Below are 13,591 nucleotides of genomic sequence, written 5' to 3' on the forward strand. Positions count from 1 at the left end.
CTTTTATAATTTATGCGGTTAATGATAAAAGCCGTCAAAAAACGGGATGTAAATATCATAAAAAATAAGCCAATAAAAAGCGTTTTGTATGAATTTAATAACAATTAACAAAAACTTTAATTAGTGTTAATTATTAACATTTACTAACCACTGCGTTGGAAGGAAGGCCCACCGCCACAAAGCGGCGGGCCATTTCCAACGTAATTTATTATTTTACTTCCCTGTTAATATAAATCCATCCGGTTTTGTTTTCACCTGTATTGCGGTGAAGCATATAGAAGTAAGTACCTGTAGGCAGTTCTTCGCCATTGCTTGTGTTACCATTCCACTGGTTAGTGTAGGCACCATTAAAGCTGTATACTTCTTTACCGTAACGGTTAAATATTTCCAGTTTGGTCACTCCGTAACCTGTAAGGTCGAAGGTGTCGTTATCGCCATCGTTGTTAGGCGAAATACCGCGCTGAACCTCACAAATAGTGTTTGCAACAACTATTTCCTGCGTTACAGGGCACACGGCACCGCTTTCAGGAGTAAGGGTTACGTAGTACGTACCGCCTTCTGTAATTACAACTGTTTCACCAGTTCCAATAACCGGGCCGTTTACAGAACCCGACTGCCAGGCGATGGTAACATCGTCTATGCCGTACACAGGGTCATCGGTAAGGGCAACCGCAAGGGTATACTGCGTACCATCACAACCTTCAGTGTAAGCCAGTACAGGAAGTGCTGTTACAGTTACAGTTACCGGCGCACTAACTACTGTAGGACAGTCGTCTGAACCTTGAATAGTATTAACAATGGTATATGTACCCGGAGTACTGTTATCAAGGTCTATGATACCTGTAGCAGCGTCTATAGCAAGGCCTGCAGGTGTGCTGGTAAACGCACCCGCATCTCCAACAAGAACCGGTTCTGGGATGTCATCACCCGATACACAGTATGCAGGGGCATCATATGTAAAGTTAGCTACAGGGGCAGGAGTTATAACTACTGTAAATGTATAGGTATCCTCACATCCTGCAAATGCAGTAACGGTATTGGTAACCACATACGTGCCAGGAGTGCTGCCCACAGGGGTAACAACACCCGTAGCGCTGTCTATGCTAAGGCCCGCAATATCTACAGTAAATGTACCCAATGTAGCATTACCTACAAGTACCGGCGTAAGTGTACCTGCATTATCACACACAGTGTTGTAGCTGTAACCAAATTCAGCATTTGGCTTGGTAGTAATTGTTATTCCGGTTACAGTGGCTGTTACAGCATCACAAATACCTGTAGATGGTATTGTATATGTAATATCGTAAGTACCAGGCGTACTTGCGGCAAGGTCTATATCACCACCATTAACAAATGTAATGCCCGCAGGAGTACTGGTGTATGTACCCGCAGTAGCGCCCGGGCCTGATGCATTAAGCAATACTGAAGCAATACCGGCATCTGAACAGAACTGACTTGCAGCATAAGCAAAGTTCGTGATTACAGGGAGTTCATTAATTACAATCTCAACAGGGCCTGAAATTATTCCTGAACACGCTGCGGTGTCTTGCGTTGTATATGTTACATAGAATGTACCTGAAACACCAGGAACAAGAGTAATCTCACCTGTTTGCTCATTTATTACTAAATCACTTGGGGTAATACTATACGCACCACCAGTAGTACCCGGTGTGGTAACCGATACATAAGCCGTACCATCGTTAGAACAGTAAGGGCCGCTGTAAGTAAATACAGGTGCTACCTGTGCAGGCTCTATTACTACAGTTGCAGGAATCGATGTAAAGTCGTTACAAGAACCGTTAGCCGGTATAAAGTAAACTACTTCATAAGTGCCCGGCGTACTGCCTGCAAGGGTAATTTCACCTGTCGTAGCATCTATTACAAGTCCATCTACAGGGGCATCACCTACAGGAGTAAATTGGTAAGAACCATTAGAATCACCTGTTAATGTAGGAGTAGCCACACCACCGTTAGTACAGAATGGAGCTACACCGTAAGTAATATCAGCACTGTATGCTTCATTAATTACTACTATAATTTCTATTGGCGCACCACCACACGGGCCATTTGCAGGCGGGGTATAAGTTATGGTGTGCTCTACCGGTGTGCTTAATACAAGGTCTATTTGTCCGGTTGTAGGGTCTATTACAAGTCCCGCATCTCCGGCAAATGTACCGCCTGCAATGCCTGCATCTATAACAGGATCGGCAGTACCGGCAGTATTACAGTAAGGGCCGCTGTAGGTAACAGTACCTGAAAGCGGTTCGAATATGGTTACAGTAACCGGCTCAGATACAAATTCCGGGCAGGTAGCTGTAGCAGCTATTGTGTATACAACCAGGTATACACCCGCTGTACTTTCGGCAGGGGTAACAGTACCGGTTGTTGCATCTATAGCAAGGCCTTCTGGCGTGGCGCTAAATACACCACCGGCATTACCAACAACCACAGGTGTTACAGGGTCGCTGTTAACACAAAGGTCAGCCGGGGTATAAGTAACAGTAGCGGTAGCAGCATTACTTATAGTTATAGAAAGTGTTACCACTTTTTTACATGTAGGCACATTAATATCGCTTACCACAATATAAAGTGTTTGTGTAGAAGCGGTAAATGGCACAGTAAGGTCTATAGGGTTTGCACCCGAGTTAGCATTAGACTGCGAAGTATGTACAGTGAAAGCATAGTTAGCCGGGTCTAATGTTCCAAGGAAGTTAATCGCAGAAAGATCTATCTGTGCAGAACCGTTTTCGCCACAAGCAGTAATAGGTTCAGGTGTAGGAACAGTAAACGGATGGCTTATAGCTATAGTTACTGAGTCAGTTACGTCGTCAGGGGTTACCGGTACCGGCATAGATACCACTACGCTGTACACGTGGCTGCCCGGCTCAGTAATTGTAACCGTCTGAGAATCGTCAGTGGTTTCAACAACTGTTGGGGTTATTACCTCATCATCCATATACCATGTGTAGGTATATACCTGAGGTTCGCCAGGGTTATTTACCGAAGCAGTAAGGTTGTGAGAGTCAGTATCACAAAGCACAAGGTTTTGTCCAAGATCAACTGTAGGCACACAGCTTACGTCAGGGCCGGCAGTTTGGGTAATGGTTGTAGTACCAGGGCTACCGTTAAAGTTAGTAACAAGCAGGGCAAATACATCACCCGGGTTACCTGTTACGTTTATGGTTTCTGTTGCCGAACCAGAGTAGCTACAGTCTACAATATATGTAGTGTTTGGCGGGTTGCCTATTTGGTAACACGCTTCACCTAACGATTCGAACGGACCGAACGCTGCAAAGTCTACGTCGATAGGTGTACCGTTAGTGTTTACCTGTGTAAGGTTTAGTACAACTTCACCGGTACCACCCAGGGTAACATAGTACCATGTAGGGTTTGGCGTGCTGAAAAGACAGCCTACCTGGCCATAAGCCGGTACAGTACCACCTGAGTTACTTTGCTGTGGCTGTGCAAGGATACCTGCACAAAGCGCCTGTGCCTGCCCGGCAGATACTACCGGTGTAGTAAAGTCCATTTCTACCCAAGAGCTGTAACCGTCTATAAGTTCACATACTGCCCTTACATAGAAGGTATATTGTGTACTTACTGTTAGGTCTTCTACATAGTAAAGCGGCTCTGTTACTACAGTACCTGTAGTAGGTACCGGAGACGATGCAGATACTACGGCAACTTCCCAAGAAGTTTCGCCTGCACCTGGCTGCCATGTAAAGGTAGCACTTGTAGAGTCAAGACAGTGAATTTCTACGTTTGTAGGATCCGGACAAAGCGGTTGCGTTTCAAACAGGAACGGACCTGCCCATACGCTTGTACCTTCTTCACAGATAACACGTACATAGAACTGGTATTGTGTACTGGCGTCTAAGCCTTCAATAGTTACAGGGTTTGTAGTCGTTGTTATAACGTCTGTTTCGTCTGCTGTAGGGGCAGGGTTACCGGCGCCTGTGTAATACACTTCCCAGTTACCTGTGGCAGGGCCACCCCAGCCTACAGTAGCAGTATATGTTTCTGTAGTGGCAGTAAGGCCTGCAGGAGGTAAACATGCAGGAGTATCACAATCTACCTCGCCGGTGTACAGCAAGCTGTTTTGTAGGTTAGTACCCGGTGTATGGGTAAATAGTACCTGTGCAAAGTTATTTTGTACTGATATGCCTACCTCATTGGCAAATGCGCCGCCTGAGTTCCAGAAAAGGTTAAAAGGAATACCGTTACAAACCGGAACGTTTACCGTAAGCGGGCCCGCACCTGAAGGAAGGTTAAGGGTGCCTACTACAATACCGTTTTGCGTTACAGACATGGTGTTGCCATTCCAGCTATCACCAAACGAGTCTGTAAGTATAAAGGTGTAAACACACTGATCTTCCGGTTCACATAGTGTAGTATTAAATACATACGGGCCAGCCCATGTACTTGTACCGTTTTCACATACCACACGAACGTAGTAGTTATAAATAGTACCTGCAGTAAGGCCGTCTACAACAAACGGTTGGGTAGTTGTAGCAATTACGTCTGTTTCAGTATCAGCCGGGGCCGGGTTGTTGTTTTCTGTAATATATACCTCCCAGCTTCCGCTTGTAGGGCCTGCCCAGCCAAGGGTAGCCATAGTAGCAGTAATATCTGTTGCAGTAAGGCCCGTAGGAGGCAAACATGCAGGAGTATCACAGTCTACACTGCCGTTATACAGCACAGTGTTTTGCAGGTTACTGCCCGGTGCGTGTGTATAAAGTGTTTGTGCAAAGTTGTTTTGTACTGACACACCTACCTCGGTAGCAAAGTTACCACCTGTGTTCCAGAACAGGTCAAAAGGTATACCGTCACATAGCGGAACAGTTACCGTTACAGGGCCTGTGCCCGAAGCAAGGTTAAGGGTACCTACCACAATACCGTTTTGCCTCACAGACATGGTGTTGCCGTTCCAGCCGTCACCCCATGAGTCAGTAAGTACAAAAGTATAGTTACACTGCTGTGCAGGGTCACATATTGTAGTATTAAAGTTAGCCGAAGGAGTCCAAAGGCTCACATCAGTATCACTACATATTGCCCTTACGTATGCTTTGTAAAGCGTGCCCGAAGTAAGGCCGGTTACAGTGTAAGGGTTATCTGTTACAACCGTACCTGTCGATGCTGCTGTTGGTGCAGGGTCGTTAGCCGGTTGTACTATTACTTCCCAAGAAGTTGCAGTACCCTGGTTAGTCCAGGCCACAGTAGCTTCGCCAGCCGTAATGTTGCTTACAACAACGTTTATAGGCTGCGGGCATGTAATAAGCGTAAGGTTAATGTTATCTATAGCGCCCGGAGGGTTAGTACCACCCGAACCGTCATTACGCCACTGGAAGATAAGCCTCATAGTGCCGTTAGCATAAGCCGAGGCATTAAATATCTGGGTATAGGTTGTCCAGCTGGCGTTACCTACAAAGTTAGCACCAAGCTGAATACCGTTTGTAGGCAAAGCGCCTATCATAGTACCCGGTGTAAACACAAAGTTGGTAGGTACGGCATATACCCTTATAAAGTCCCAACCTGTTTCACCAAGGTTTTTCCAGTCAAATGAAAAGTTTACATCTGTAGCACCCGCAGGTATTGCGATATCGCGATATGCGTGTACTATAGAAGTACTGTTGTTTGTATAGGTGTTAGATACACCTCCGTCATTAGAAATATATAACGAATGGGTAGGGCTGCTGCTTGTAGCAGTACCGTAATACCATTTGTTAGTTTGTGTACCGTTAAGGATGGTCCAGTTAAACTCATCCTCAAAATCCTCGTCAAGGTTTAGTTCCGCAGGTATCTGCGTAGTACTGAAAGTGAATGGGCCTGCCCAAGTACTTGTAGTACCACCGTCGCAAATTATCCTTACCCAGTAAGAGTAAGTGGTGCTTGCAGTAAGGCCTGTTATACTAACCGGCTGCGTAGTGGTAACCACACCGGTACTGGCATCGGTAGGTGCTGCAGAACCCAGTGTTACAAGGTAATATTCCCAGTTACCGGTTGTGGCACTGCCCCAGCCAATAGTAGCGGTAGTTTCACCAATGTTAGTAGCGGTAAGGCCGCTTGGAGGTAAACATAGTGGAGTATCACAGTCTACACCGCCTGTATACAGCAGTGAGTTTTGTGTACCGGTACCGGCAGCCTTGGTATAAATAACCTGGCCAAAGTTGTTGCTTACAGAGATGCCAACTTCACCGGCCCATGTACCGCCAGTGTTCCAGTATAATGTAAAAGGTATGCCATCGCATAATTGTACGTTTACTGTAGAAGCACTGCCCGAAGGAAGGCCAAGGGTAGCCATTGGTATTCCGTTTTGTGCTACGGTCATGGTGTTTCCGTTCCATCCGTCGCCAAAAGAGTCGGTAAGGTTAAATACATACGTACACTGCTGCGCAGGGTCGCAGGTCAGGGTATTAAACGTAAAAGGCCCTGCCCAGGCACTATTGTTTCCTGTGGGAGAGCAAAGCGATCTTACAAAGTATGTATATGTGGTAGTTGCCGTAAGGCCTGTAGCAGTATACGGCAGTGTGCCTGTATATGGTACGCCCACACCCGTAGGGTTAGTGTTTGGCGGTACAACCTCTATTTCCCAAGAACCGGCACCTGCGGCATCGGTCCAGCTTAGCTGGGCAGTGGTTGTTGTAGCGTTAGCCGCAGAAAGGTTCGTAGGAGGCGAACACAGTTGCATTACGCTAACATTGTCTATCAGCCAGCGGTCGCCGTCATCGCCCATCATTACAAAGGCAAGGTAGCGTTGCTGTCCGTAACTTGCAGCAGGCAGGTCTATGATTTTTTCCTCATATTCCTGTTGTACAATGTTTAGGGTAAGTTCTGTCCAGTTTATAACCGGAGAAAACGTTGACATGTCGGCAGGGTCTGTACCTATCATCACTTTGTAGGTGCTTCCCTGGTCATTGTTTTGGGTCAGCCTCGAAAAGAAGTGAAGCTGTCCGTTTGTAGGCACAGTAAACTGTGGAGTAATCAGCCAGTCTTCAGACTGGGAACCTGAGGCAACGTTTTCTTTGTTAAGAAATGCTGCGTGCACACCCTGGTAAGCAGGCTGTGCGGCGGAGTTGTTTGCCTGCTGCCATGTTTGGACCGGGCCGGCCACGTTGATTATCGACCATCCTGTGGGTCCCTGGTTAGGTGTCCAGGTGCCCTCGAAGTCCTCTAAAGCCAGCTGCGCATAGCTGCAAAGGGATGACAGGAAGACGAAAATCACAAAAGTAATTTTCTTCATAGTTTTTCGTTTAGGTAAATTTAATTCCCAAATTTAAAAAAATATAACATATACTTAACTAATCGATAAAATTTAACAAATCTTTTTCACAATAGCATATAATAGCACAACATTAAATTTAAAAGAATTTAATTTTTGTATTTTTGCTAAATCATTAAAATTCTTATGCTCGAAAAAGAAAATACAGTATACGAAAAAACCGTTGTAGCCGGAATAATCACCCAGCAGCAAAGTGAGGAAAAACTTTCAGAATATTTAGACGAGCTGGAGTTCCTTACTTTTACAGCCGGTGGAGAGGTAATAAAACGCTTCTCGCAACGGATGGATAAACCGAACCCGAAAACCTTTTTGGGGACAGGAAAAATTGACGAAATTCATCAATACATAAAAGAAAACGACGTAAAAACCGTAATCTTTGACGACGAGCTTACACCTGCACAGCAAAAAAACCTCAACAATATACTTGATTGTAAGGTACTGGACCGCACCAACCTTATCCTGGACATTTTTGCACAACGTGCCGAAACATCATATGCACGCACACAGGTAGAACTGGCACAATACCAGTACCTGCTGCCGCGCCTTAGCGGTATGTGGACCCACCTTGAACGCCAGCGTGGTGGTATAGGTATGCGTGGTCCGGGTGAAACGGAGATTGAGACTGACCGCCGTATAGTGCGCGACCGTATAGCCTTGCTTAAAGAGCGTATTCGTACTATAGACCGCCAAATGGGCGTGCAGCGTAGCAACCGTGGTGCCATGGTACGTGTAGCATTGGTAGGGTATACTAACGTGGGTAAGAGCACTTTGATGAACGTTATAAGTAAAAGCGAAGTTTTTGTGGAAAATAAACTCTTCGCCACGCTTGATACTACGGTCCGCAAAGTAGTGATTAAGAACCTGCCGTTCCTGTTGTCCGATACGGTAGGGTTTATCCGCAAACTGCCTACCCAGCTGGTAGAATCATTTAAGAGTACACTGGATGAAGTACGCGAGGCCGACCTGCTGCTGCATGTGGTAGATATTTCACACCCTGACTTTGAAGACCATATAGCATCGGTAAACCAGATTTTGCAGGATATAAAGAGCGATGATAAGCCTACAATTATGGTTTTCAACAAAATAGACGCCTACAAACCACTTGTTATAGATGAAGACGACCTGGTTACCGAAAAAACACGCCGCCATTTTTCGCTGGAAGAATGGAAAGATACCTGGATGAGTAATGTAGGCGAAAAGAACGCCCTGTTCATTTCAGCGGTTAACAAAGAAAACTTTGAAGACTTCCGCGAAAAGGTATACGAAGCCGTGAGGGAAATACATGTTACACGTTTCCCATACAACAAATTCCTGTACCCTGATTATAAGGAGAATTTTGCAGAGGAAAAAGAATAAAATACAGCGGCTTTGATGCCGCTTTTTTTATGCCCCGAAAAAAAATCTGGGGCAACTATTTAAAACTAAACGAACATTCATTTATATTTGCGGCATCAAATTAAAATGAATGCGTACACGCGATACCGATAAGGAAGAACTGGTAAAGAAAAAAGCCATAGAATTACTGGCCGAATTGGGCTTTGAAGGCTTTAGTATGAACAAGCTGGCTAAGGCCTGCGGCATATCGGTAGCAACGCTGTATATCTATTATGAAGATAAGGATAACCTCATCAAGCAAATAGGGATAGAAATAGGCAGAAGTTTTTTCAGCAGCGCCCTTAAGGGTTTAGACCCTGATATGCCTTTTGCACAAGGCCTCCGTTGCCAATGGGAAAACCGCATTGCTTATTCGTTAGAACACAAAACGGCCATGCAGTGTTGGGAAGCACTACGCCATTCGCCACACAACGATTATGTACTGCAAAACAGCTATGGTGATTTCAGGGACGTCCTTGGGCGCTTTAAGCAAAATGCCATAGCGCGTGGCGAACTTACACCGCTGTCTATGGAAGTCTTTTGGAGTATAGCGTATGGACCACTGTATACCATGCTACGCTTTGAAGCCGATGGCAAAAGCATGGGACACCGCCCCTTTAAGCTTACTGAAGAAATGAAAGAGGAAGCCTTTGCCGCAGTAATAAAGGCATTAACGCCCGATAAACAATAAAGTTCAATCATCATTTATACACACATCACATCTTAAAAACGAACAGTTATGCAACCTAAACAGAACGATACGCCACTAACGGGCTATCAGAAGCTAATCATCTTTATACTGGCGATAACCCAGTTTACCGTAATACTCGATTTTATGGTAATGTCGCCATTGGGCGATATCCTAATGAAAACCATAGGCATGAAACCAAACGAATTTGGTATTGCCGTTTCGGCCTATGCATTCAGTGCCGGTATTTCCGGATTGCTTACAGCAGGTTTTGCCGATAAATTCGACCGTAAAAAGCTACTGCTTTTCTTTTACTGCGGGTTTATCCTGGGTACATTCTTATGCGGCATCGTAGATACTTATGAAACCCTTGTGGCTGCGCGAATTTTTACAGGCCTTTTCGGCGGGGTTATAGGCTCTATTTCAATGGCTATTGTTACCGACCTGTTTTCCATACAGCAACGCGGCCGCGTAATGGGCTTTTTGCAAATGGGCTTTGGCGCAAGCCAAATATTAGGTATTCCTATAGGGCTTTACCTTGCCAATGCCTGGGGCTGGCATGCACCTTTCCTTTGGATAGTAGGTATGGCAGCAATCATTGCGTTGCTTATAGCCTTCAGCATGAACCCGGTAAACGAGCACCTGAAACTGAAACAGGACAAGTCTCCACTACTCCACTTATGGCATACGCTGGAAAAACGCGAATACCGTATAGGCTTTACTGCCACTGCCCTGCTTTCTATAGGCGGTTTTATGATGATGCCTTTTGGTAGTGCTTTTGCCATCAACAATTTAAAAATCACAACGACACAACTGCCTACCATATATATGTTTGCCGGGATATTTACGCTCGCATGCATGCCGCTTATGGGTTTCCTGAGTGATAAATTCAACAAATTCCGGATATTTACTATTGGCTGTTTCTGGACTGTGGGCGTAGTACTGGTATACACACACTTAGGCGTAACGCCTCTTCCTCTTGTCATATTGCTGAACGTACTGATGATGGTGGGCATTACAGGCCGTATGGTACCCAGCACGGCACTTGTTACCGGTGTACCGGCCATGCCGGACCGCGGTGCCTTTATGAGCATCAACTCATCGCTTCAGCAAATATCGGGTGGGGTTGCCGCCGCTGTGGGCGGGCTTATTGTATTCCAAAAGGACAAGCAAAGCCCGCTGGAACATTATGACACACTGGGCTTTATAGTATCGGGCATTACCCTGCTGAGCATCGTACTTATGTACAGGGTATATAGCATGGTAAAGAAGAAAAATGCCGTGGCACAGCCCAAAGCCGAGGAGGTTTTGGAAGAAATTGGCGTACCGGAAATATAACTTTATAGCTTACTTAAAACTAAGAATCCCCGGAGTTACTACTTCGGGGATTCTTAGTTTTATATTGATGTCCAATTAATTAAAAACCATAGTTAGCCGCTACGCCAAACACCTGCCTTATCTGGAAACCACGATAGGCATTATCGTCATAAATGGTTTGGAATTGCAGGTTAGTGGTAAGGTAACGGTTTATTTTCATTACAATATTCAGCTGGTAGTCGATATCCACGTTTTGCGGGTCTTCCAGGTAGTTTGAATAAAGGTTCAGGATGTTTTCAAAGGTTACGTTAGCTATCACATCCAGCTTGTAATACATGTTGGCGTTGAAACCCAGCTCATAGCGCATGGTTTCACCCTCTTTTACACCAAAGTACGCTTCATTTGGCAAGGTGTAGTTTTTGTCTACAAAAGTGAATTTAGATGTCGCTGGTGATATATTTATTTTCAAGTTTTCATCACGCACGTACTGCATACCCGGACCTACCAGTAAATACGCCGGAGAAAAGAAATTAGTATATTCCTCACGGATTTCTGCACCGTTTTCATCCTTATCGTAGTTATATCCCTTGGTAAACTGCGTACGGAAGTTAAGCATGGCGGTATACAGCCACCTTTCGCTGGCTTTTTTACCCACAACCGAGTTGTAGTATAGCCTGTCGTCTGTTTTCTTTGCAAACGAGCTGGTACGTGTTTTTACAATACCGTAAGAAGCGATGATCTTATTATCCCAGCTCCAGTCGCCTTTTTCATAATTGAAGTCGTAATTAAAGCCCAGTGTACCCGAAATGTTGTTTTCACCACCGGCCAGCCAGTTGTCAAAGGTACTCTGGTTAAACAATAACGAGGCGTTCCCTTTTTTAGTCCAGGGGCCTATAGTATCGTTATCGGTTTTGGCAGGGGTTTCGGCATCCTGTGCAGTAACGGTAAACGCAACAGCCACAGATGCAAAAAGCGTAAGTATCTTCTTCATAACATGTGGGGTTTTTACAAATATAGCACTTGGTTAGGTGGCAAATTTTAAACTTACGTTAAAACTACCTGCGCTTGTACAGCGGTACAGATGAACACGCCTCGCCAAACATAATGCTTTTGGCTACCGGCATCAGCTTTTGTGTGGCTATAACATAAGCCTCCTCAGGTACCGGTTTGCGCGAACAGCCCTTTATAATTACAGGCTTATCGGCATAAGGGGTATAGTCAAGCCCGTCCAGTATTTCCTGGTATACCAGCACGTTTAAGCGCTCTACACCGCCCTGCACTATTTTTTTGGCAAAAGGTTGCAGGTAGGTAGTAACCAGCATATAGGCCCAGGCGGGCACTATGGCATCTTCACTGCAAAATACGGCAACAAACTTGCCGCTGTACTGTTCCCAGTCGTGGTTTTTAAGTGCATCGCGGAAATCTTTTTCACGGAGCACCAGGCCTTGCCACAGCCAACCCGAAACATCAAGCGCTACACGCTCGCCTTCGGGGTAATAATCTTCAAGATCAAAAACCTGCAGTGCGCTGTTTGCCACGCGGTTTACAATCTCGTCTTCAGCATTTATTTCGGGTTTCATAGTCAGTCTTTAAAAAGCAATTATCTGAATAAAAACACCTACAAGGTCATTAAGACCTTGCAGGAGCTGTACTGAACTTTATGACTTTCAACTTTAAAACTTTACAAACTGAGGATTAAAGCATCCCCAGTTCCAGTTTAGCTTCTTCGCTCATAAGGTCGCGCGTCCATGGCGGGTCGAAGGTAATTTCCACTTCGGTAGCCTTAACGCCTTCTATCTTGTTGATTTTTTCCTCTACTTCCAGCGGCAGGCTTTCGGCCACCGGGCAGTTTGGCGAGGTAAGGGTCATTAGTATTTTCACTTCGTTATCAGTGTTTACCATAACGTCGTATATCAGGCCCAGTTCGTATATATCTACCGGTATTTCAGGGTCGTAAATCCCTTTAAGCACCTTTACGATTTCTTCACCCAGCTGGGCTGTATCTATTTGCTGCTCCATATTTTTAATTTTTGGCACTGAATGCCAGTGCGTACATTTTTATCTGTTTTATCATGCTTACAAGGCCGTTGGCACGTGTAGGCGAAAGGTGCTCCTTAAGGCCTATTTCATCTACAAAGGCCGTATCGGCTTCCAGTATGGCAGCCGGTTTTTGCCCGCTGAATACGCGTATCATTATAGCAATAAGCCCTTTGGTAAGTATGGCATCGCTATCAGCGGTAAATACTATGTTACCGCTTTGTTCTTCGGCGTGCAGCCATACCTTGCTTTGGCAGCCTTTAATGATATTGTCTTCGGTTTTATATTGTTCTTCAATCAGCGGAAGCGATTTTCCCAGGTCTATAACGTACTGGTAGCGCTCGTCCCACTCATCAAACATCGAAAACTCGTCAATGATTTCGTCCTGTATTTCTTTAATGGTCATATATTGTAATTCCTCCTTCTTATTTTTCAAAACCGGCAAGCTGCACTATTTTATCTACCAGTGGTTTAATCTGTGCAGGCGGATTACCGTGGTCAAACGTTACGCTGGTTTGGGTCACCTCGCCCGATTTTACGGTAAGGTTTGCTGCCAGGGCACCGTCAAATTGGTGTTTTTTGCTTGGCGCTTCCAGCTCCTCCAGCTTTACCTGCTTTTTGCTGATATTGTCATTGTACAGTTTCACAAGTTCGTCCCACTGTACTGTCTCTATCTTTTTTGCTTCGGGCTTGTTACCGCGTACGGTAGAAGCCCATATTCCTGCTTTGCTGATAACCACACTAAGCTGGGTGCCACGGGTTATGGCCCTGTATTCAAACTCCAGGTTTTCGGCCTGTTTCGCAGTATTTTCCTGTGCCTTCTTTTTAGAAGCACAGCCTGTTACCAGCACAAGGCTTACGGCAAACAGTGTAAATAATTTTTTCATAGTATTATT

The 13,591-nt window shown here is 45.2% G+C and carries 9 protein-coding genes; 3 read left to right on the forward strand and 6 right to left on the reverse strand.

The genetic code is table 11. The features are described 5' to 3' along the window. Positions 1–208: 208 nt before the first annotated feature. Positions 209–7,240, reverse strand: coding sequence for a fibronectin type III domain-containing protein (locus ACZIX4_RS05355; protein ID WP_463334584.1), 7,032 nt, complete (start codon positions 7,238–7,240; stop codon positions 209–211). A gap of 165 nt (positions 7,241–7,405) precedes the next feature. On the opposite strand from ACZIX4_RS05355, the gene hflX reads away from it, so the two are divergent. The 3 genes from hflX to ACZIX4_RS05370 all read left to right on the forward strand — a co-directional run bounded on the left by hflX (position 7,406) and on the right by ACZIX4_RS05370 (position 10,679). Beyond that, a complete protein-coding gene (gene hflX, locus ACZIX4_RS05360; RefSeq protein WP_463334585.1) occupies positions 7,406–8,635 on the forward strand; it encodes a GTPase HflX in 1,230 nt (409 codons plus the stop codon). Positions 8,636–8,744: 109 nt separating this feature from the next. After that, entirely contained in the window at positions 8,745–9,344 is a 600-nt protein-coding gene (locus ACZIX4_RS05365; protein ID WP_463334586.1) for a TetR/AcrR family transcriptional regulator, read from the forward strand. Positions 9,345–9,392: 48 nt separating this feature from the next. Further along, positions 9,393–10,679 carry an MFS transporter gene (locus tag ACZIX4_RS05370; RefSeq protein ID WP_463334587.1) on the forward strand — a complete coding sequence of 429 codons (1,287 nt, stop codon included), beginning with the start codon at positions 9,393–9,395 and terminating at the stop codon, positions 10,677–10,679. Between the two features lie 79 nt (positions 10,680–10,758). Here ACZIX4_RS05370 and ACZIX4_RS05375 read toward each other — a convergent pair whose 3' ends face one another. The 5 genes from ACZIX4_RS05375 to ACZIX4_RS05395 all read right to left on the reverse strand — a co-directional run bounded on the left by ACZIX4_RS05375 (position 10,759) and on the right by ACZIX4_RS05395 (position 13,582). Beyond that, a complete protein-coding gene (locus ACZIX4_RS05375; protein WP_463334588.1) occupies positions 10,759–11,649 on the reverse strand; it encodes a DUF3078 domain-containing protein in 891 nt (296 codons plus the stop codon). A 64-nt stretch (positions 11,650–11,713) separates the two neighbouring features. Continuing rightward, a complete protein-coding gene (locus ACZIX4_RS05380) occupies positions 11,714–12,238 on the reverse strand; it encodes a DUF2480 family protein (protein ID WP_463334589.1) in 525 nt (174 codons plus the stop codon). Positions 12,239–12,353: 115 nt separating this feature from the next. Then, positions 12,354–12,677: an SUF system Fe-S cluster assembly protein gene (locus tag ACZIX4_RS05385; protein ID WP_463334590.1), complete on the reverse strand. Its 324-nt coding sequence runs from the start codon at positions 12,675–12,677 to the stop codon at positions 12,354–12,356. Between the two features lie 4 nt (positions 12,678–12,681). Continuing rightward, positions 12,682–13,101, reverse strand: coding sequence for a SufE family protein (locus ACZIX4_RS05390; RefSeq protein ID WP_463334591.1), 420 nt, complete (start codon positions 13,099–13,101; stop codon positions 12,682–12,684). A gap of 19 nt (positions 13,102–13,120) precedes the next feature. After that, positions 13,121–13,582, reverse strand: a complete 462-nt coding sequence (locus ACZIX4_RS05395) for a hypothetical protein (protein ID WP_463334592.1) — start codon at positions 13,580–13,582, stop codon at positions 13,121–13,123. Positions 13,583–13,591 lie beyond the last annotated feature (9 nt).

The organism is Flavobacterium niveum, assembly GCF_055231775.1.